Genomic DNA, 20,514 nt, shown 5'->3' on the forward strand with positions numbered 1-20,514 from the left:
CTACTTGCGGTTGTAGAGCCGCATCGTGACCGGGCCGAAGACCAGCAGGAGCAGGCCCGCCCAGCCCAGCGTCCAGGCGATCTCGACGCCGGGCCACTCACCCGCCATCAGTCCGCGCACCGCGGACGCCAGGTGCGTGATCGGGCTGTTGTTGACGAACACCTGCAGCCAGCCCGGCATCGTCTTCGGGTCGACGAAGACGTTGGACAGGAAGGTGAGCGGGAAGATCACCATCATGCTGACGCTCATCACCGACTTCTCGGTGCGCAGCATCAGCCCGAACATCGTCCAGATCCACGAGAAGGCGAACGAGAAGACCAGCAGCAGCGCGATCCCGGCGACCACACCGCCGAACCCGCCGTCCGGCCGGTAGCCGAGCAGCAGACCCACGGCGAGCATCACGACGGACGCGATGCTGTAGCGCAACGCGTCGCCGAGCAGATAGCCGACCATCGCCGACGGCCGCCAGATCGGCAGCGAGCGGAAGCGGTCGAAGACGCCCTTCTCGATGTCGACGTTCACCGAGATCCCGGTGTACATCGTGATCATCACGACCGACATCACCAGGATGCCCGGCAGCACGAACTGGATGTAGTCGCTCGGTGAACCCGCCAGCGCACCGCCGAAGAGGTACGTGAACATCAACAGGTTCATGATCGGGAAGGCGGTGACGTCGAAGAGCTGCTCCGGCACGTGTTTGATCTTGAGGATCGCGCGCCATCCGAACGTCAGGGACGTGGACAGGGCACTGGGCCGGGGCGGCCGCTCCTTGGTGACCAGCAGGGCCGCCAGCGACTCGGTGCTGACCGCGGCGAGTTCCTTGCTCTCAATGCTCGTGGCCGTGCTCATGCCGCCACCTCGTCCTTCGTGTCAGGGCCGGTGCCGGTGCCGTTGCCGGTGGTCAGGCCGGTGTCGTGCCCGGTCAGCGCCAGGAAGACCTCGTCGAGGCTGGGCTGTCCCAGGGAGAAGTTGTCGACGGTGATGCCGGCCCTGGTCAGCTCGCCCAGCGCCTTGGCGGCCTGGTCGGCGGCCGTGTCGCTCGCCGCCACACCGAGGCGCGCGGTCAGCGCCACCGGGTCGGGCTCCAACTGCACCTCGGCGACGAGCAGGTCCCGCAGCAGCCGCTCCGCCTCGGGCCGCTGGTCGGCGTCCCGCAGCCGCAGATGGACGGAGCCCGCGCCGACGGACGCCTTCAGCTCGCCCTTGGTGCCCTCGGCGATCACCTTGCCCTTGTCGATGACGGCGATCCGGGACGCCAGCTGATCGGCCTCGTCCAGGTACTGCGTGGTCAGCAGCACGGTCGTGCCCTGGGCGACGACCGCGCGCACGATGTCCCACACCTGGTTGCGGCTGCGCGGGTCGAGGCCGGTCGTCGGCTCGTCGAGGAAGAGCAGATCGGGGGTGTTGAGGATGGACGCGGCGATGTCGATGCGCCGCCGCATGCCGCCGGAGTAGTGCTTGACCTGCTTCGCCGCCGCCTCCGTCAGCCCGAAGGCCTCCAGCAGCTGGGCACCCCGCTCCCGCGCGGCCGTCTTGCCGTGCCCGAGGAGCCGGCCCAGCAGGATCAGGTTCTCGGTGCCGGTGAGGTCCTCGTCCACGGACGCGTACTGCCCGGTGAGGCTCACCCGGCTGCGCACCTCGTCGGCCTCGCGCACGATGTCGTGGCCGAAGACGTGGGCCTGGCCGCCGTCCGGCCGCAGGAGGGTGGCGAGCATCTTCACCGTGGTGGTCTTGCCGGCGCCGTTCGGGCCGAGGACGCCGTAGACGGTGCCGGCGGGTACTGCGAGGTCCACCCCGTCCACGGCCCTGGTCTCGCCGAACGTCTTCACCAGTCCCGCGGTCTCGATCGCGAGTCCGGACGTGTGCGTGCTCATTGGTGGTCCTTCCGCGTTCTTGGGCTACGCGTTTTCGGGGTACGCATGGGAAGACCTTCACCGTCGCGCAAACTCATCGGTCGCGCACAGGGATTTCCGGTGGACGGTCCCGAAGTCGGAGGGCGCCGCGACCGTGAGACGGAGAACGCTCCGACCGGGGGCCGAGGTGGAGGGGCCCGGGCAGGGGTGGAGGAGTAGCGTCGCCCTCATGCATGCGATCACGATTCCCGAACCCGGAGGCCCCGAGGCCCTGGTCTGGGCCGAGGTCCCCGACCCGGTGCCCGACGAGGGCGAGGTCCTGGTCGAGGTGGCGGCCAGCGCCGTCAACCGGGCCGACATCATGCAGCGCCAGGGCTTCTACGACCCCCCGCCCGGCGCCTCCCCCTACCCCGGTCTGGAGTGCTCCGGGCGCGTCGCCGCCCTCGGGACGGGCGTGTCCGGCTGGTCCGTGGGCGACGAGGTGTGCGCGCTGCTCGGAGGCGGCGGCTACGCCGAGAAGGTCGCCGTTCCGGCCGGTCAGCTACTGCCGGTTCCGGAGGGCATCGACGTCAGGCGGGCGGCGGCGCTGCCCGAGGTGGTCTGCACCGTCTGGTCGAACGTCTTCATGGTCGCCCACCTGCGTCCCGGCGAGACGCTGCTCGTGCACGGCGGTTCCAGCGGCATCGGCACCATGGCGATCCAGCTGGCCAAGGCCGTCGGCGCGAAGGTCGCCGTGACGGCGGGCACCAAGGAGAAGCTGGAGCGCTGCGCCGAACTGGGCGCCGACATCTTGATCAACTACCGCGAGCAGGACTTCGTCACCGAGGTGAAGGAGGCGACGGGCGGCGCGGGCGCCGACGTCATCCTCGACAACATGGGCGCCAAGTACCTGGACCGCAACGTCCGGGCCCTCGCCGTCAACGGCCGGCTCGCGATCATCGGCATGCAGGGCGGCCGGAAGGGCGAGCTGGACATCGGCACGCTCCTGGCCAAGCGCGCCGCCGTCAGCGCGACCTCGCTGCGTGCCCGGCCGCAGGAGGAGAAGGCGGCCATCGTGGCGGCCGTACGCGAGCACGTCTGGCCGTTGTTCGGCGGCGGCAGCGGTGCGCGCGTACGCCCGATCGTCGACCGCGAACTCCCGATGAGCGACGCCCCCGCCGCCCACCGGGTCGTGGAGGAGAGCGGCCACATCGGCAAGGTGCTGCTGATCGCCCCGTAGGGGTGTGCGTCAGCCGCGCCGTAGGCGGAGGCCGACGAAGGCCAGGGCCAGACCGAGGCCGATGAGGACCAGCCCGCTGCCCAGGGGCAGGGCTCGCACCACGGGCTCGGTGGCGTCGTCGGCGTGCGTGCCGGCCTGCGGCTGGAAACGGGACGGGGACGCCGAGGGCACCAGGGCGGCCTCCCCGGGGGCCACGGCGGTCTCCGGAGCGTCGGGCAGGTCCTCGCCGCCGTCACCGTCCGACCGGTGGCGGGCGTTCCCGTCCGCGCCGGCCTCTTCTGGCCCGCGCTCCTCGGGCCGCCCGGGCCGCTGCCGCCCCTCGCCCGGCCGGCTCCCCGCCCGGGAGGACTCCGGGTCGGCCGCCGATGTGCCCGACGCGGAGGCGGAGGCGGAGGCGGAGGGGGAGGCCGTCGCGGAGCCGCGCGCCGCGCTGCCCGCCGGGCCGGATTCCCTGCCGGACGGTGATGCGGTGCCGGCATCCGGGCCGTCGGGGCCGTCGTCGTCCCCCTGCGGGCGCTGCGGGCGCTCGTGACCGTTGTGCCCGTCGTGACCGCCGGACCCGTCCGGGTCGGCCGCCCCCGGAACCGAAGCCGGAACCGAAGCCGGAACCGAGGCCGGAACCGACCCGGAGGGAGACGGGGACACGGCGGCCGGCCCGACGGCGGTGGCGACCGCCCCGACCGCCCCGACCGCCCCGGGCCCGGCGCCGTGCGCCACCCCCACCCCGTACGGCGACAGCAGTGCGCTCGCCCCCAGGACCCCCACCAGCCCCGTCGCTCGAAGTGTGCGCAGCCATGGAGTCACGTCGGTGACCCCCTCCCGGTGGTAACCAGTCGCAGAAATCGACGGAACAAGCCTCACACCCGCCCGCCATACCGGCATTCCGGACGCCGCCGAACGCGCACAGCACGCTTCTGCGGGGGCACCGCCCCGTCGCGGGGCACGGGTGCGAGAGAATGGGGTCATGGAGATGCCGAGGAACGACAGGTCGCCGGAGAACCCCCAGATCCTGGTCGTCGGCCAGGATGGAATGGCGCTCAGCGGTGGCGGCGGGGACGACGAGTCCCGCGAGATCCCGGTGACCGAGCAGGTGGAACAGCCTGCCAAGGTCATGCGGATCGGCAGCATGATCAAGCAGCTGCTGGAGGAGGTGCGCGTCGCGCCCCTGGACGAGGCGAGCCGGGCCCGGCTCAAGGAGATCCACGCCAGCTCGGTGAAGGAGCTGGAGGACGGCCTGGCACCGGAGCTGGTCGAGGAGCTGGAGCGGCTCTCCCTGCCCTTCACGGACGACGTCACCCCGACCGACGCCGAGCTGCGGATCGCGCAGGCGCAGCTGGTCGGCTGGCTGGAGGGCCTGTTCCACGGCATCCAGACCACGCTGTTCGCCCAGCAGATGGCCGCACGGGCCCAGCTGGAGCAGATGCGCCGCGCGCTGCCGCCGGGCGTCGGCCAGGACGGCGAGGAGCCGCCCCACCCCGGCGGCCGTTCGGGTGGCCCCTACCTGTAGGCCGCCGCTACCGGCAGGGACGACGACCCACCGACACCACGAGGGGCCCGGCAGCACCTGCTGCCGGGCCCCTCGCCGTACGCCGGGCCCCACGCGGGGTACGCGGTCAGGACGGCGGGTTGCCCGTCGAGACCTTGAGCTGGATCTCCGGCATGTCCTCGGGGTCGACGTCCGTACCGGGCGCGGGGAACTGGTCGCGGATCGAGCCCTCGCCGTAGGTGTTCTCGTCGACCTCCACGACCTTCATCCGCCAGCCCGCGGCGTTGAAGCACTCCTTGACCGAGCCGATGTACTTGAACGAGAAGTCCGGCACCTTGATCTTGTCGGGGTCGTTGTACGACTCCTCCGGCTCGGTGCACTCGTCCTTCTCGATCGTCTTCGTCCTGTCCGGCCCGCGGTAGCCCGCCGCCTTCGACGCCGACGCGCTGGCGCTGGTCTCTCCGCCGCCCTGGGGGTCGTCACCGCCGCCGTTGTTCATCGTCAGCGCGCCGACCAGACCGCCGACGGCCACGAGGGCCACCACGATCGAGCCGATGATCACCGGCCTGTTGCTCTTGCGACCGCCCGGGGAACCGGGCGCCGGCGCCGACGGCGTGAGGTTGTACGGCGGCGGGGTCGACGGGCTCTGGGGGGAGTACGCGGCCGGTGTCGGGTAGCCGCCCTGCTGCGGATAGCCGTACGCGGGCGAGTGCGGGGCGGGTGTGGGGGTGCCGTACGGGTTCGGGCCCGGGGCCGGTGCCGGCTGGTACGGCGTCTGGACGGGGCCGGTGGGCACCGGTCCGCTCTGGTCGACCGGCGGGAACACCGCGGAGCCGACGCCCGCGCCGCTCGACGCGGGGGCGCCGGGCACGATGCTCGGCGGGGCCGCGTGGAAGGAGGCCGCCACACGCAGGCACTCGTCCCGCATCGCCTCGGCGCTGGGGAAACGCTCGTTGGGGTTCTTCTTCAGCGCGCGGGCCACCAGCGCGTCCACGGCCGGCGGCAGCGCGCGGTTGACGGACGAAGGAGCCACCGGCTCCTCCTGCACGTGCGCGTACGCGATGGCCAGCGGCGAGTCCGCGTCGAACGGCAGGCGCCCGGTGACCAGTTGGAAGAGCATGATGCCGACCGAGTACAGGTCGGAGCGGGCGTCCACACCGCGGCCGAGGGCCTGTTCCGGCGAGAGGTACTGCGGGGTGCCGACGACCATGCCGGTCTGCGTCATCGAGGTCACACCGGACTGCATGGCGCGGGCGATGCCGAAGTCCATCACCTTGACCACGCCGCGTTTGGTCATCATCACGTTGCCCGGCTTGATGTCCCGGTGGACCAGGCCCATCTCGTGGCTGATCTCCAGGGCGGCCAGCACGTCCGCGGTGATCTTCAGCGCCTTGTCGGCGGGCATCGCGCCCTGCTGCCGGACGTCCTCGTCGAGCACCGAGCCGAGCGGCCGGCCCTCGACGTACTCCATGACGATGTACGGCATCGGCATGGAGCCGTCCGCGGCGGAGCCGCTGTCGGACAACGCGTCCTCGCCGGTGTCGAAGACGGAGACGATGTTGGTGTGCGTGAGCTTGGCCACTGCCTGGGCCTCGCGGCGGAAGCGCTCGCGGAAGGCCTGCTCCCGGCCCAGTTCGGTGTGCAGCGTCTTGATCGCGACCTGGCGGTCCAGCACGGAGTCGTACGCCAGGTGCACGGAGGCCATGCCGCCCTCGCCGAGCAAGTCGCGCAGCTGGTAGCGGCCGCCGGCGAGCGCCCGCCCCGCGTACCGGCCCTGTCCGGCGTCCTGGCTCATGTCTCTGCGTCCCCCATGGGCGCCGCGACGCCGGTGGCAGCGGCACGCGCGCTCGCGTTTGTGATCGTGATCGAAAGTGCGATTCCCGGCCAAGTCTGCCCCAGGGCACTGACACGTCAAGCGCGGTGCCCGTTCCGTGACCGTACGCGAAAGAAGCGTCGCGGAAGCGTTACAGCCGACCTACCGCCGGTACACAGAATTTGCACGACAGTACGGAATCAGGGTTTCATGACCGGTCCGTCTCGATGCCGGTCGCGGCGTCCATCTCGGACCGGAGGCCCCCGCGAAGGCTGTAGCGTGGGCCGACGGAGACCGTAACAACACCGCGCGCACCGCGGGCAGAAACGACGGCGAGGACTGATGGCACAGCAGCAGCGCGCCCAGGGCCCGTCCGATCCCGAGGCGACTGGCGGCGGTATGGCTGACGCGCCGGAGACCTGGGGCAACGGCGGGCTGGTCGGCGACGGCCGGTACCGGCTGACCCGCAGGCTCGGGCGGGGCGGCATGGCCGAGGTGTTCGCCGCCGAGGACGTGCGTCTCGGCCGCACCGTGGCGGTCAAGCTGCTGCGCGCCGACCTCGCCGAGGACCCGGTCTCCAAGGCCCGCTTCACGCGTGAGGCCCAGTCGGTGGCCGGTCTCAACCACCACGCGATCGTCGCCGTGTACGACTCCGGCGAGGACTTCGTCGGCGGGCAGTCCGTGCCGTACATCGTGATGGAGATCGTCGAGGGCCGCACCATCCGCGACCTCCTCCTGAACGCCGAGGCGCCCGGCCCCGAGCAGGCGCTGATCATCGTCTCCGGCGTCCTGGAGGCGCTCGCCTACTCCCACCAGCACGGCATCGTGCACCGCGACATCAAGCCCGCCAACGTCATCATCACGCACAACGGCGCGGTGAAGGTGATGGACTTCGGCATCGCCCGCGCCCTGCACGGCGCGTCCACGACGATGACGCAGACCGGCATGGTCATGGGCACCCCGCAGTACCTCTCCCCGGAGCAGGCCCTCGGCAAGGCCGTCGACCACCGCTCCGACCTGTACGCGACGGGCTGCCTGCTCTACGAACTCCTCGCGCTGCGTCCGCCGTTCACCGGCGAGACCCCGCTGTCGGTGGTCTACCAGCACGTCCAGGACATCCCGACGCCGCCCTCCGAGGTCTCCGACGCCACTCCGCCGGAGCTGGACGGCCTGGTGATGCGCTCGCTCGCCAAGGAGCCCGACGACCGGTTCCAGACCGCCGAGGAGATGCGCGGCCTGGTCCAGTACGGGCTCCAGATGCTGTACGAGCAGGGTGGCCACACCGGCACCTGGAACACCGGCCCGGTCGCCGCGCACGACGGCCGGCACACCCCGTCGGCCGGCCTCGGCCTCGCGGGCACCTCGGTGCTGCCGCACCCCGACCACGGCGCGTCGGGCACCCAGCAGATCCCCCAGCCGATCCTGCCGAACGGCGGTTACGGAGGGGGCGACGACGGCGGCTTCGAAGGCCGCGGGAACAAGGGCAGCGGCCGCGGCAAGCTGTGGATACTGGCCGTCCTCGCGGTGATCGCCATCGCGGCGGGTGTCGCGCTGGCCCTGAACAACGGCGACGGCGGCAAGGGCGGCCCCGACACGGACAAGAGCCCGTCGGCGTCCACCTCGCAGAGCTCCGACGAGGGGTCGCCCAGCCCGTCGCCCAGCGACGAGGAGACGCAGGAGACCACCGACCCGGGCACGGAGCAGGGCAACGGTGGCGGAGGCACGGGCGACGGGGACTACACGCCGTCGTACTCACCGTCGTACACGCCGTCGCAGAGCGTGACGGAGGAGCCGACGGGCGACCCGACGGGTGATCCGACGGGTGACCCGACGGCGCCCACGGGTGACCCGACGACGGACCCGACGACGCCGACGGGCGACCCCACCGGCGACCCGACGGGCGGCACCGACGGCGGCGCCACCGGCGACCCGGGTGGCGATGGCGACCCGGCGGGCGAATAACGCGGAACCCACCCCACGCGCGCGTGCGGCCCGGGAACGGGCTTCACGCGCGCGTCGCGTTTCGAGGCGTCACAGAGAGCCGGCGGCGCCGTCCGTGAAGTGCACGGAGCCGAACTGCGGCTCGATCCGCAGGTAGACCGGCTCGAAGGGCTCGCCGTCCACCTCGCGCGGCGCGGGGCCGAAGCGTCCGATCTCGTCGGCGTTCGGTTCGTGGACGTCGCACCGGCCCACGACCTGCACGGTCCACAGGCTCTCGCCGGGCCCGGCGGAGCTCAGGTTGTCGGCACCGTACGCGACGACGCTCCCCGCGCACACCTGGTGGTACCCGCAGCTCCTGGGCATGCGCAGCAGTACCCGGCCGTCGGCCACGATGTGCCGTGCGAAGGCGAGGGAGGGCAGGGCGCGCAGGCTGGTGGCCGCACGGCCGTGGGCGGTGCGGCCGAGCAGGCCGACGGCGAGCTGTTCGTCGGAGGGCATGGCCTCACCGTGCGGGAGCGGGAGGCGACGGGAACAGAGTCGCCCGCCCCGGTATGAGGGGACGTAAGTCCCGAATAGGCGCGGCCCGCGTTTCTCAGCGGTTCTCGGCCTGCAGCCGGGCCACGAACGCGGCCGCCTGTGAACGCCGCCGCATTCCGAGTTTGGCCAGCAGGCTCGACACGTAATTCTTGATCGTCTTCTCGGCCAGGTGCAGCTGCTCGCCGATCGCGCGATTGGTCAGCCCCTCGCCGATCAGTTCCAGGATGCGCCGCTCCTGCTCGGTGAGACGGGCGAGCCGGTCGTCGGCCCGGGTGCCGCCGTCGCGCAGCCGCTCCAGTACGCGCGCCGTGGCCGCCGGATCGAGCAGTGACTTCCCCCGCGCCACCTCCCGTACGGCGCTCAGCAGCTCGGCGCCGCGGATGTCCTTGAGGACGTAGCCGGAGGCGCCCGCCATGATCGCGTCGAAGAGGGCCTCGTCGTCGGCGAAGGAGGTCAGCATGAGGCACTGGACGGTCTCGTCGCGGGAGCGGATCTCGCGGCACACCTCCACGCCGCTGCCGTCCGGCAGCCGGACGTCCAGCACCGCCACGTCCGGACGGGTGGCCGCCACCCGGGCCGGGGCGTCCGCCGCCGTGCCGGCCTCGCCGACCACCTCGATATCGGCCTCGCCCGCGAGCAGATCGTGCACGCCCCGGCGGACGACCTCGTGGTCGTCGAGGAGGAATACCCGGATTTTTCCGTCTTCGCGCACGGGCTCAGTCTCACACACCAACTCTTCCCGTGCCCGGGGTGGCCGGGATAACGTGCCGTTGTTCCGGCCCCCTGCGAGGCTGTGACCAGTAAAACTTCCGCACTTCGCCGATTTACTTGGAAATCCGAGTAAAAAGGCAGGTCAGGTGGGGTTTCACAGAAATGTGGAGCACTGGGTAACGTGCTGTTCGCAGGGCGCTCGCCGGGGCACCTGTCACGCCTGTTCCCGATCGGGCCGCACCCACCCTTGTGCGACCGCCGGGCCGCAGGTGAGCCGCACTGGCTTCCGGCGAACCCGGGGGCCGGACCGACGGAGGAGCACACGTGACCGAGAGCACTGCCGCGCGCAAGCCGCGACGCAGCGCCGGAAGCAAGGCGACCGGTACCACCGGCACCAAGGCCGGCGCCACGGGCGCCAAGGCCGGCACCACCGGCACCAAGCGCACTACCCGCACCGCTGCCGCCGAGAAGGGCTCCGAGACGGAGCTGGTGCAGCTGCTGACACCCGAGGGCGAACGCGTCGAGCCCGCCAGGAACTCGGCCTACGCCGAGTACGCCGCGTTCGTCGCCGACATCACCCCCGAAGAGCTGCGCGGCCTGTACCGCGACATGGTGCTCACCCGGCGCTTCGACGCCGAGGCCACCGCCCTGCAGCGCCAGGGCGAGCTGGGCCTGTGGGCCTCACTGCTGGGCCAGGAGGCCGCCCAGATCGGCTCCGGCCGGGCCACCCGCGAGGACGACTACGTCTTCCCGACCTACCGCGAGCACGGCGTCGCCTGGTGCCGCGGGGTGGACCCGACCAACCTGCTCGGCATGTTCCGCGGCGTGAACAACGGCGGCTGGGACCCCAACAGCAACAACTTCCACCTGTACACCATCGTCATCGGCTCACAGGCGCTGCACGCCACGGGCTACGCGATGGGCATCACCAAGGACGGCGCGGACTCCGCCGTGATCGCCTACTTCGGCGACGGCGCCTCCAGCCAGGGCGACGTCAGCGAGGCGTTCAACTTCGCCGCCGTCTACAACGCCCCCGTCGTCTTCTTCTGCCAGAACAACCAGTGGGCGATCTCCGAGTCCAACGAGAAGCAGACCCGCGTGCCGCTCTACCAGCGCGCCCAGGGCTTCGGCTTCCCCGGCGTCCGCGTCGACGGCAACGACGCGCTGGCCTGCCTCGCGGTCACCCGGTGGGCGCTGGAGCGGGCGCGGCGCGGTGAGGGCCCGGCGCTGATCGAGGCGTACACGTACCGCATGGGCGCCCACACCACCTCGGACGACCCCTCCCGCTACCGGCACGACGACGAGCGCGCCGCCTGGGAGGCGAAGGACCCGATCCTGCGCCTTCGCCGCTTCCTGGAGTCCGCAAACCACGCGGACGAGGGATTCTTCGCGGAACTGGAGGCGGAGAGCGAGACGTTGGGCAAACGAGTGCGCGAAGTGGTCCGTGCCATGCCGGACCCGGACCGGTTCGCCATCTTCGAGAACGTGTACGCGGACGGGCACGCGCTCGTCGACGAGGAGCGAGCCCAGTTCGCCGCCTACCAGGCGTCGTTCGCAGAGGCCGAGGGGGTCTGACATGGCGACGGAAAAGATGGCACTGGCCAAGGCGATCAACGAATCGCTGCGCCGCGCGCTGGACTCCGACCCCAAGGTCCTGATCATGGGCGAGGACGTCGGCAAGCTCGGCGGCGTCTTCCGGGTCACCGACGGCCTCCTAAAGGACTTCGGCGAGGACCGGGTCATCGACACCCCGCTGGCCGAGTCCGGCATCGTCGGTACCGCCATCGGCCTGGCCCTGCGCGGCTACCGCCCGGTGGTGGAGATCCAGTTCGACGGCTTCGTCTTCCCGGCCTACGACCAGATCGTCACCCAGCTGGCGAAGATGCACGCCCGTTCGCTGGGCAAGGTCAAGATGCCGGTAGTCATCCGCATCCCCTACGGCGGCGGCATCGGCGCCGTCGAGCACCACTCCGAGTCCCCCGAGGCGCTGTTCGCGCACGTGGCGGGCCTGAAGGTGGTCTCCCCGTCGAACTCGGCGGACGCGTACTGGATGATGCAGCAGGCCATCCAGAGCGACGACCCGGTGATCTACTTCGAGCCCAAGCGGCGCTACTGGGACAAGGGCGAGGTCGACAGCGAGGCCATCCCGGGCCCGCTGCACACCGCGCGGGTGGTGCGCGAGGGCAGCGACCTCACGCTCGCCGCGTACGGCCCGATGGTGAAGCTCTGCCAGGAGGTCGCCGACGCGGCGGCCGAGGAGGGCCGGTCCCTGGAGGTCGTCGACCTGCGCTCGATCTCCCCGGTCGACTTCGACACGATCCAGGCGTCGGTGGAGAAGACCCGCCGCCTGGTCGTGGTCCACGAGGCACCGGTGTTCCTGGGCTCGGGCGCGGAGATCGCGGCCCGCATCACGGAGCGCTGCTTCTACCACCTGGAGGCCCCGGTGCTGAGGGTCGGCGGCTACCACGCCCCGTACCCGCCGGCCCGCCTGGAGGAGGAGTACCTGCCCGATCTGGACCGGGTGCTGGATGCCGTCGACCGCTCGCTGGCGTACTGAGGAGAGGGTCGTGACGACAATGACCGAAGGGTCCGTACGCGAGTTCAAGATGCCCGACGTGGGCGAGGGACTCACCGAGGCCGAGATCCTCAAGTGGTACGTCCAGCCCGGTGACACGGTCACCGACGGCCAGGTGGTGTGCGAGGTCGAGACGGCGAAGGCCGCCGTCGAGCTGCCCATCCCCTACGACGGAGTGGTCCGCGAGCTGCACTTCCCCGAGGGCACCACGGTCGACGTGGGCACGTCGATCATCGCGGTGGCCGTCGGCGACGCGGCGGCGGCCTCCGCGCCGGAACCGGCACAGGCCCCTGTCGAGGGCACGGCGGACACGGCGACCGGGTCGGCCGCGACCGAGGCTGAGGAGAAGAAGCCGGAGGGCCGGCAGCCGGTCCTGGTCGGCTACGGGGTGTCCACCTCCTCGACCCGCCGCCGCCCCCGCAAGATCGCGGAGGTCCCGGCCCAGGAGGCCTCGGCCGCCTCCGCCGCGATCCAGGCCGAGATGAACGGCCACGGGTCCGCACCGGCCGTCACCCGAGGGCGTCCGCTCGCCAAGCCCCCGGTGCGCAAGCTGGCCAAGGACCTCGGCGTCGACCTGGCCACGGTCGCGCCGACCGGCCCGGACGGCATCATCACGCGCGAGGACGTGCACGCGGCGGTGGCCCCGGCCGAGGCCCCGGAGCCCGAGGCGGCACCGGCGGCACCCGCCGCGGCCACCTCCGCGGCCCCCTCCCCGGCGACCGCGGTGTCGTACGACACGGCGCGTGAGACCCGTATCCCGGTCAAGGGCGTCCGCAAGGCGACGGCGGCGGCGATGGTCGGTTCGGCGTTCACGGCGCCGCACGTCACCGAGTTCGTCACGGTCGACGTGACGCGCACGATGAAGCTGGTCGAGGAGCTGAAGCAGGACAAGGAGTTCACGGGCCTGCGGGTGAACCCGCTCCTGCTGATCGCCAAGGCCCTGCTGGTCGCGATCAAGCGCAACCCGGACGTCAACGCCTCCTGGGACGAGGCGGCGCAGGAGATCGTGGTCAAGCACTACGTCAACCTGGGCATCGCCGCGGCGACCCCGCGCGGTCTGATCGTTCCGAACATCAAGGACGCCCACGCCAAGACGCTGCCGCAGCTGGCGGGGTCCCTGGGCGAGCTGGTGTCGACGGCCCGGGAGGGCAAGACCTCCCCGGCCGCGATGCAGGCGGGCACGGTGACCATCACCAACGTCGGCGTCTTCGGCGTCGACACCGGCACGCCGATCCTCAACCCCGGCGAGTCCGCGATCCTCGCGGTCGGCGCGATCAAGCTCCAGCCGTGGGTGCACAAGGGCAAGGTGAAGCCGCGTCAGGTGACCACCCTGGCGCTGAGCTTCGACCACCGCCTGGTCGACGGAGAGCTGGGCTCCAAGGTCCTCGCCGACGTGGCGGCGATCCTGGAACAGCCCAAGCGCCTGCTCACCTGGGCGTGAAAGCCGCGGACCGAGTAGATTCATGACGGAAGGGGCGCCGCAAGTTCGAGTTGCGACGCCCCTTCTGCTGCGCCCGGCTCAGAGCGGATGCAGCACGTACACCGGAGCTCCGTCGTCGGCCCCGCCCCGGGAGCGAATGCAAGCGTGCCTGCGCAGCAGCCGCAGGCACTCGTTGACCCGCCGCACGGAGAGCCCCGTACGGGCGGCGATCGACTCCAGCGGCTCCCGCAGCTCACCCTTCTCGACGAGCACCGGTGCGATGACCAGGGCGACCGTCCACACGTCCTCCGTCACGGACAGCCGACGCCGCCAGTCGGCCAGTACGGACTCCGTGGTGGGCGCCGGGGCGAGGTGGCCGCCGACCGCCCCGCGGTGGAGGACCAGGGTGTCGAACCGGTCCGCGATGCGCTCCAAGGCGTGCACCATGGCCTGTTGCACGGCGAGGGTGGCCTGTTGGGCGGCGAGGGTGGCCTGCTGCGTGCACAGCATCTCCTTCTGCAACGCGATCGACGTACGTTGGCCCTCGGCCAGCTCCTCGTCCAGTCGCAGGTTGTGTGCCTCCAACCGGACGATCGCCTCGGCCACCTGGTCCGGCATGGCGTAGGCGATGGGCGCGCCGGGTGCGGCGGGCTGTACTTCGGCCTCGTCCAGAGAGTACGAACCCTCGCGCTGCACGGTCTCGATGACTTCGGCGACCCACTGCTTGAAGGGGGCGCAGGCCGGTTTGGTGCAGGCGTTGACGAGGAGGATGAGACCTTGGAGAGAGATGACGTGCAAGTCTCGACGCCACCCTCTACCTGCGGGAACGCTGAGACCGTAACCTCCAGTTACGGTCTCGAGCATCTCTCGGTGCTCGTCGGGAACATGATCTGCGAGAGCTTTCCGAGAGTTGGTGTGGCCGAGTTCCTTGCACACGTCCACCGCCGGGAACCAGTGGCTTCCGTCCGGCACGGTCAGCCTCCGCACTCGGGCGCCGGTGGCCGCGTACACGAAATCGTTGACGTCGATCGCCTCGTGCCGCTCGGCGGAGCTCCGCCGCTTGCTGGGTTCGTTCATGTGAACCACCTCCGTCGCGGAACGTAGGGCCGAGCCATAGGCATATGCCAGCATCTCCCGGGATGTTCACGACTGCGAGCGAAGGTGATCGAGAACCGCTGCGCCGACCGGTGGGTCGGGTATATGGCGGACGGCGCCGGGTGGCTGCTCCGGGCGCGTGCGAAGGGGGCTCAGCGGTGTCGGTGAGCCCCCTTCGTCGGTGTGCGGGGGTGTCAGACCCTGCCGAAGCCGTAGTTCATGAGCATCGTGGCGTCCTTGGCGCGCTGGGACGTGGAGGAGGAGGTCAGAACCGTGCCGATGACGGTCTTGCCCTTTCGGGTCGCGGCGAAGACCAGGCAGTACTTGGCCTCCGGGCCCGACCCGGTCTTGACGCCGATGGCGCCGCTGTAGCTGCCGAGCAGCGTGTTGGTGTTGGTCCAGGGCGCCATCGTGCGGGTGCCGCCCTTCTTGGTGACCGTCTTCGCCGTGTACTTCTTGGTCTTGACGACGGTGCGGAAGGTGGAGCTCTTCATCGCACTGCTCGCGAGCTTCGTCAGATCGCGCGGCGTGGAGTAGTTCTTGCCGTTGCCGATGCCGTCGAACGAGTCGAAGTGCGTGTTCTTCAGGCCGAGGCTCTTGGCGGTGGAGTTCATCTTGCCGATGAACGACTTCACCCGGGCCGCCCGCGTCGTGCCCGAGCCGAACTTGTCGGCCAGCGCGTACGCGGCGTCGCAGCCGGACGGCAGCATCAGCCCGTACAGCAGCTGCCGGACCGTCACCTTGTCGCCGACGATCAGGCGGGCTGAGGAGGCGTTCTTCGACACGATGTAGTCGCTGTACGCCATCTGGATCGTGACCTTGGCGTCCAGGTTCAGTTTCGGCTGCGAGAGCACGACCTTGGCGGTCATGATCTTGGTCGTGGAGCCGGTGGAGCGCCGGGTGTCCGCGGCCTTGGTGTAGAGCGGCTTGCCGTTCGCGTTGTTCATCACGAAGCCGCCCTTGGCGACGATCGAGGGCGCGGCGGCGGCCCGCGCGGGCGCGGTCTGCGTGGATGAGACGGCCTGCGCGGGTGCGGCCTGCGCGGGTGCGGCCTGGGCGGGTGCGGTGGAGAGGGCTCCGGTCGCGAGTACGGCGCCGCTGGTCAGGGCGACGGCGACGGCTCTGCGGAGCCGGATGCCGTGAATGGTGTTTATCAAGTCGAATACCCCGATTGTGGTGAATTCCCCTGGAGCGCGGCCTGGTTGTGGTCGGTAAGGCTTCGGCCGCGTCTGTGCGACACGTGAATAGCACGGATGGTTGTGCGGTGGTCGGGGTGGGGCGCGCGGTCCTCCTGATGGGTGGCCGCGGGTCCGCATACTGGACGGGCCCCGTCTTGCGTCCCTGTTGTATCTATCCTGTCGGCATGACCACGGCAGTGAAGCGACCACCGGCGGCGGACCGCGTCTACACCCACGTCAAGCAGGGCGTCCTGGAGCGCCGCTACGAGGGCGGGACCCTGCTCACCGAGGGCGAGCTCGCCGAGGCCGTGGGCGTCTCCCGCACGCCGGTGCGCGAGGCGCTGCTCCGGCTCGAGGCCGAGGGTCTGATCCGGCTCTACCCGAAGAAGGGCGCGCTGGTCCTGCCCGTCTCCGCGCAGGAGATCGCGGACGTGGTGGAGACCCGGCTGCTGGTCGAGGAACACGCGGCCAGGAAGGCCGTACCCGCACCGCACGGCCTCGTCGAACGGCTGGAGGAACTGCTCGCCCGGCAGAAGGAGCAGGCCGCCGCCGGCGACCTCACCGCCGCCTCCGTCACCGACCGCTGCTTCCACGCCGAGATCGTCCGCAGCGGCGGCAACGAGATCCTCTCCCGCCTCTACGACCAGCTCCGCGACCGCCAGCTGCGCATGGGCGTCGCCGTCATGCACTCCCATCCCGACCGGATCGCCAAGACCCTCACCGAGCACGGGGAGATCCTCGACGCGCTGCGCGCCGGTGACGCGGAGGCGGCCGTCGGAGTGGTCCACCGGCACGTGGGCTGGTTCTCGCACCTGGCCCGGGGGGAGGCCCGATGAGTTCGGCCACGTCGGCCGGGAAGACCCTGCCCGGTGATCCCCCAGGCGGACGGCGCGCGATCGCCGTGTGGAGCGTCGGCGTCGCCGTCTACTTCGTCGCCGTCATCTTCCGTACGTCCCTGGGAGTGGCCGGCCTCGACGCCGCCGACCGCTTCCACGTGAACGCCTCCGCCCTGTCCACCTTCTCCATCGTCCAGCTGCTGGTCTACGCCGGCATGCAGATTCCCGTCGGCCTGCTGGTCGACCGGCTCGGCACGAAGAAGGTGCTGGGCATCGGCGTCGTGCTCTTCACGGCCGGGCAGCTGGGCTTCGCCTTCTCCCCGTCGTACGGCATGGCGCTCGCCTCGCGGGCGCTGCTCGGCTGCGGCGACGCGATGACGTTCATCAGCGTGCTGCGGCTGGGCACCCGCTGGTTCCCGGCCCGGCGCGGGCCGATGGTCGCCCAGCTCGCCGGACTGGTCGGCATGGCGGGCAACCTGGTCTCCACCCTGGTCCTCGCCCGGCTGCTGCACGGCATCGGCTGGACGGCGGCGTTCGCGGGCAGTGCGCTGGCGGGCGTGGCCGTCTTCGTCCTGCTGCTGCTCTTCCTGAAGGACCACCCCGAGGGGCACGAGCCGGAGCCGCTGCCGCACCAGGGGGCCGCGTACGTACGGCGGCAGATCGCCACGTCCTGGCGGGAGCCGGGGACACGGCTCGGGCTGTGGGTGCACTTCACCACCCAGTTCCCGGCGATGGTGTTCCTGCTGCTGTGGGGGATGCCGTTCCTGGTCGAGGCGCAGGGGCTGTCCCGGGCCACGGCCGGTGGGCTGCTCACGCTCGTCGTGGTGTCCAACATGACGGTCGGCCTGGTCTACGGCCAGATCATCGCCCGGCACCACGCGGCACGGCTGCCGCTGGCGCTCGGCACGGTGGGCGCGACGGCGTTCCTGTGGGCGGCGACGCTCGCCTACCCGGCCGACCACGCCCCGATGTGGCTCCTGGTCGTGCTGTGCACGGTGCTGGGCGCCTGCGGGCCGGCGTCGATGATCGGCTTCGACTTCGCGCGGCCGGCGAATCCGCCGGAGCGGCAGGGGACGGCGTCCGGGATCACCAACATGGGCGGTTTCGTGGCGTCGATGACCACGTTGTTCGCGGTGGGGGTGCTGCTGGACGCGACCGGGGACGACTACACCGTCGCGTTCTCGTCCGTGTTCGTGCTTCAGGCGGTCGGGGTGTCGCAGATCCTCCGGTTGCGGAAGCGGGCGGCGCGGCGGGAGCGGGAGCGGTTGGTCACGAGCCGGGTGGAGACGGTGCACGTGCCTGTGTAGGTGCCCGGTGTGAGGTCCGGGGCGGGGGTGGGTGCGCGGCCCGGCGCCGACGGGGTGCCGCCGCGCCCGCCCGTGCCGCCCCTGGGGTGCCTCCCAGGCCGTTCAGGCACTGGGGGAGGCACGACTGCCCGCAGCCGGCGCTACTGCGTCACCGTGAAGTTCCGCAGGATCGCCGCCGTCAGGTCGTGGTCGCCCTCCGTTTTGATGCGGTCCGCCGCGGCCTCCGGTGACACGCGGCCGCAGGCCAGGCGGACGTAGGTCTCCCAGTCGAGGGTGAGGGTGGCGGCGGGGCCGAGGGCGGGGGCCGTTTCCAGGGTGCCGCGCCCCTGGATGTCGACGCGGATGGTGCGCAGGAACTCGACCGGGCCGTGGACGTCGAAGACGACGGCGGAGCTGCGGGGGGCGTCCGCGCGCTCGGCGACGACCCCCGGCAGCTCGTCGAGGAGCACGTCACGGGCGACGTGCGCGCCGGGGGAGTCGAGGTTGCCGGGGCGGCCGAGGGCCGTGCGCAGGTCCTGTTCGTGGGCCCAGACGTCGAAGGCGTGCCGGCGCATCGCCTCTTCGAGGGTCAGCTCGGTGCCGAGCGGGCCGCGCACCTTCGTGCCGGGATCGCGCGACTCGTTCCGCAGCTGGCGGCTGCGCCGGATGATCATGTACTCCAGCTCGGACGTCATCTCCGGTGCCGTGTGGTGGCGGCGGACGTCGACCTGCATCTCCATGTAGCGCTGGTGGTCATTGGTGACGTGGAAGAGGTCACGCGGGAGCGCGTGGATGGGGCGAGGGTCGCCCAGCATCTCGGAGTCCAGCCCCAGCACGTGGGAGACGATGTCGCGCACCGACCAGCCCGGGCAGGGGGTGCGGCGGTTCCACTCTGCCTCCACAAGCGGCTGTACCAGCTCGGATATCGCCTCGATGGAGTGAGTCCAGGCGTCGGCGTAGGGCTGGAGGGTGGGATGCAGACTCACGGAACGGGACCCCTCGGCGGTCGGTACACGGGCGGGTTGTGGCGGCGGTGCCAGTGGGAGGTGGCTGCGGTCGGCGTCGGCTTGGGACTCCCCCGGCTCTCGGCTGCCTTCGATCCGGGAGGACCCCCAAGTTACGCTGCTGTGCGGCACCCCGGCAGTGCTTTCGTGTGACGATCGTAGGCCCGTGTGGACGGCTCGAATGCCAGGACGGTGGTAGTGTGCGCGCCTCTTTGCTCCAAATCGCTGTGAATGAGGACGAGTCGGCGGAAGTGCGCCGTGTGCGAGCGGCGGCGCTCGTACGGGATCAGGCGGGCGCCGACCTCGTCGTACTGCCGGAACTGTGGACCACGGGCGCGTTCGCCTTCGAGGAGTTCGGCTCGCAGGCCGAGCCGCTCGAAGGCCCGACGTACGAGGCGATGGCGAAGGCGGCGGGCGACGCGGGCGTGTGGCTGCACGCGGGGTCGGTCCCCGAGCGTGGCTCCGACGGGCAGCTGTACAACACCTCTCTCGTCTTCTCCCCCTCCGGTGACCTGGCCGCCTCCTACCGCAAGATCCACCGGTTCGGCTTCGACAAGGGCGAGGCCGTGCTGATGGGCGCGGGGCGCGAGCCGGTGACGGTCCGTCTGCCGGATACGACGCTTGGCGTGGCGACCTGTTACGACCTCCGCTTCCCCGAACTCTTCCGCTCACTCGTCGACGCGGGGGCCGAGACCCTCGTCGTCCCGGCGGGCTGGCCGGAGCGCCGCCGGTCCCACTGGACGCTCCTGGCCCAGGCACGGGCGGTGGAGAACCAGGCGTTCGTCCTCGCGTGTGGAACGGCCGGGACGCACGCCGGAGTTCCGCAGGCCGGTCACTCGATCGTGGTGGATCCGTGGGGCGAGGTGCTGGCGGAGGCCGGCGCGGACGAGGAGGTCCTCACGGTGGAGTTCGACCCGGCGAAGGTGGCGCGGACCAGGGAACAGTTCCCGGCGCTGAAGGACCGGGTGCTGGGGCTCCCGACGCCGCGGCGCTAGCGAGGGCGCCCCGGACACACGGTACGCGGCCCGGCTCCCGGCCCTAGACTCCCGCGCATGGCACCAACCGGTACCCCAGCCATCCGCCGTGTCCGGGTGGACCCCGACGGCACCCACTTCGCGTCGGCGTTCGAGCTCCCGACGGCCGGACTGCCCCGGCTGACGCCCGAGCAATGGGCCCGCGCCAGCTTCGAGGACATCCCGGCGGTGCTGCGGGAGCTGATCCGGACGGGCTGGGCCGGCGTGCTCGGTCTGCGGCTGGGGCCGCGGTCCTCGGCGCGGCACGTGGTGGGGTGGCGCATGGTGGAGTCCGGGCCGGACAGACTCGCCCTGGAGGCCCGCGCCCCGTCGCTGACCATCCGCAACGTGCTCACCCACGACGGCTCACGGCTGGTCTGGGCGACGTACGTGCGCTACGAGCGCCGGGCCGGCCGGGCGCTGTGGTCCCTGGCCGCACCGGTGCACCACCTGGCCGTGCCCCTGCTCCTCGGCCGCGCCGTCCGCCGCGCGGGGTGAGGAGCAGCCGGGGTCCCGCCTGTCACGCGTCACGCGGCACGCGTCCCCT

At 71.4% G+C, this 20,514-nt stretch carries 19 protein-coding genes; 10 read left to right on the plus strand and 9 right to left on the minus strand.

Annotated elements, in window-relative coordinates:
• Both ACIQ1J_RS05030 and ACIQ1J_RS05035 read right to left on the minus strand, forming a co-directional pair.
• Positions 1 to 849: an ABC transporter permease gene (locus ACIQ1J_RS05030; protein WP_403554179.1), complete on the minus strand. Its 849-nt coding sequence runs from the start codon at positions 847 to 849 to the stop codon at positions 1 to 3.
• A complete protein-coding gene (locus tag ACIQ1J_RS05035; RefSeq protein ID WP_403554181.1) occupies positions 846 to 1,874 on the minus strand; it encodes an ATP-binding cassette domain-containing protein in 1,029 nt (342 codons plus the stop codon). The genes ACIQ1J_RS05030 and ACIQ1J_RS05035 overlap by 4 nt, the downstream gene beginning before the upstream one ends.
• Before the next feature lie 208 nt (positions 1,875 to 2,082).
• Between ACIQ1J_RS05035 and ACIQ1J_RS05040 the strand changes: the two genes are divergently transcribed.
• Positions 2,083 to 3,072, plus strand: coding sequence for an NAD(P)H-quinone oxidoreductase (locus ACIQ1J_RS05040; RefSeq protein WP_403554183.1), 990 nt, complete (start codon positions 2,083 to 2,085; stop codon positions 3,070 to 3,072).
• Positions 3,073 to 3,081: 9 nt separating this feature from the next.
• Here the strand turns inward: ACIQ1J_RS05040 and ACIQ1J_RS05045 are convergent, their stop codons facing one another.
• Complete coding sequence (locus tag ACIQ1J_RS05045) at positions 3,082 to 3,876, minus strand: hypothetical protein (protein ID WP_403554185.1); 795 nt, start codon at positions 3,874 to 3,876, stop codon at positions 3,082 to 3,084.
• Positions 3,877 to 4,036: 160 nt separating this feature from the next.
• On the opposite strand from ACIQ1J_RS05045, the gene ACIQ1J_RS05050 reads away from it, so the two are divergent.
• A complete protein-coding gene (locus ACIQ1J_RS05050; RefSeq protein ID WP_210959933.1) occupies positions 4,037 to 4,579 on the plus strand; it encodes a bacterial proteasome activator family protein in 543 nt (180 codons plus the stop codon).
• A gap of 106 nt (positions 4,580 to 4,685) precedes the next feature.
• Here the strand turns inward: ACIQ1J_RS05050 and ACIQ1J_RS05055 are convergent, their stop codons facing one another.
• The gene (locus ACIQ1J_RS05055; RefSeq protein WP_403554187.1) at positions 4,686 to 6,353 is read right to left on the minus strand and encodes a protein kinase; all 1,668 of its coding nucleotides are present in this window, start codon (positions 6,351 to 6,353) and stop codon (positions 4,686 to 4,688) included.
• Between the two features lie 360 nt (positions 6,354 to 6,713).
• Between ACIQ1J_RS05055 and ACIQ1J_RS05060 the strand changes: the two genes are divergently transcribed.
• Positions 6,714 to 8,333, plus strand: a complete 1,620-nt coding sequence (locus ACIQ1J_RS05060) for a protein kinase domain-containing protein (protein ID WP_210959931.1) — start codon at positions 6,714 to 6,716, stop codon at positions 8,331 to 8,333.
• 69 nt (positions 8,334 to 8,402) lie between these two features.
• Here ACIQ1J_RS05060 and ACIQ1J_RS05065 read toward each other — a convergent pair whose 3' ends face one another.
• Entirely contained in the window at positions 8,403 to 8,810 is a 408-nt protein-coding gene (locus tag ACIQ1J_RS05065; RefSeq protein WP_403554189.1) for a pyridoxamine 5'-phosphate oxidase family protein, read from the minus strand.
• A gap of 94 nt (positions 8,811 to 8,904) precedes the next feature.
• The gene (locus tag ACIQ1J_RS05070; protein ID WP_210959927.1) at positions 8,905 to 9,561 is read right to left on the minus strand and encodes a response regulator transcription factor; all 657 of its coding nucleotides are present in this window, start codon (positions 9,559 to 9,561) and stop codon (positions 8,905 to 8,907) included.
• A 323-nt stretch (positions 9,562 to 9,884) separates the two neighbouring features.
• Here ACIQ1J_RS05070 and pdhA point away from each other — a divergent pair, with 323 nt between their 5' ends.
• From pdhA to ACIQ1J_RS05085, 3 genes are read left to right on the plus strand one after another with little or no spacing between them, the layout of a single operon-like run.
• Entirely contained in the window at positions 9,885 to 11,135 is a 1,251-nt protein-coding gene (gene pdhA, locus ACIQ1J_RS05075; protein WP_210959925.1) for a pyruvate dehydrogenase (acetyl-transferring) E1 component subunit alpha, read from the plus strand.
• Between the two features lie 16 nt (positions 11,136 to 11,151).
• On the plus strand, positions 11,152 to 12,117 hold the full coding sequence (locus ACIQ1J_RS05080; RefSeq protein ID WP_403554804.1) for an alpha-ketoacid dehydrogenase subunit beta: 966 nt from the start codon (positions 11,152 to 11,154) through the stop codon (positions 12,115 to 12,117).
• A gap of 19 nt (positions 12,118 to 12,136) precedes the next feature.
• A complete protein-coding gene (locus ACIQ1J_RS05085) occupies positions 12,137 to 13,576 on the plus strand; it encodes a dihydrolipoamide acetyltransferase family protein (RefSeq protein ID WP_403554806.1) in 1,440 nt (479 codons plus the stop codon).
• A 78-nt stretch (positions 13,577 to 13,654) separates the two neighbouring features.
• On the opposite strand, the gene ACIQ1J_RS05090 is transcribed toward ACIQ1J_RS05085, so the two are convergent.
• Complete coding sequence (locus tag ACIQ1J_RS05090) at positions 13,655 to 14,632, minus strand: Bro-N domain-containing protein (RefSeq protein ID WP_403554192.1); 978 nt, start codon at positions 14,630 to 14,632, stop codon at positions 13,655 to 13,657.
• A 212-nt stretch (positions 14,633 to 14,844) separates the two neighbouring features.
• Positions 14,845 to 15,807 carry a D-alanyl-D-alanine carboxypeptidase family protein gene (locus ACIQ1J_RS05095; RefSeq protein ID WP_403554194.1) on the minus strand — a complete coding sequence of 321 codons (963 nt, stop codon included), beginning with the start codon at positions 15,805 to 15,807 and terminating at the stop codon, positions 14,845 to 14,847.
• 206 nt (positions 15,808 to 16,013) lie between these two features.
• Between ACIQ1J_RS05095 and ACIQ1J_RS05100 the strand changes: the two genes are divergently transcribed.
• Positions 16,014 to 16,664, plus strand: coding sequence for a GntR family transcriptional regulator (locus ACIQ1J_RS05100; RefSeq protein ID WP_403554196.1), 651 nt, complete (start codon positions 16,014 to 16,016; stop codon positions 16,662 to 16,664).
• Complete coding sequence (locus ACIQ1J_RS05105) at positions 16,661 to 17,971, plus strand: nitrate/nitrite transporter (RefSeq protein ID WP_403554198.1); 1,311 nt, start codon at positions 16,661 to 16,663, stop codon at positions 17,969 to 17,971. Before ACIQ1J_RS05100 ends, ACIQ1J_RS05105 begins: the two co-directional genes overlap by 4 nt.
• 140 nt (positions 17,972 to 18,111) lie before the next feature.
• Here ACIQ1J_RS05105 and ACIQ1J_RS05110 read toward each other — a convergent pair whose 3' ends face one another.
• Complete coding sequence (locus ACIQ1J_RS05110) at positions 18,112 to 18,936, minus strand: maleylpyruvate isomerase family mycothiol-dependent enzyme (protein WP_403554200.1); 825 nt, start codon at positions 18,934 to 18,936, stop codon at positions 18,112 to 18,114.
• Positions 18,937 to 19,154: 218 nt separating this feature from the next.
• On the opposite strand from ACIQ1J_RS05110, the gene ACIQ1J_RS05115 reads away from it, so the two are divergent.
• Both ACIQ1J_RS05115 and ACIQ1J_RS05120 read left to right on the plus strand, forming a co-directional pair.
• Positions 19,155 to 19,949: a carbon-nitrogen family hydrolase gene (locus ACIQ1J_RS05115; protein WP_403554202.1), complete on the plus strand. Its 795-nt coding sequence runs from the start codon at positions 19,155 to 19,157 to the stop codon at positions 19,947 to 19,949.
• 57 nt (positions 19,950 to 20,006) lie between these two features.
• Complete coding sequence (locus tag ACIQ1J_RS05120; protein ID WP_403554204.1) at positions 20,007 to 20,465, plus strand: DUF2867 domain-containing protein; 459 nt, start codon at positions 20,007 to 20,009, stop codon at positions 20,463 to 20,465.
• Positions 20,466 to 20,514 lie beyond the last annotated feature (49 nt).

It is taken from the genome of Streptomyces sp. NPDC097107 (assembly GCF_044762405.1).
Classification (GTDB): Bacteria; Actinomycetota; Actinomycetes; order Streptomycetales; family Streptomycetaceae; genus Streptomyces; species Streptomyces thinghirensis.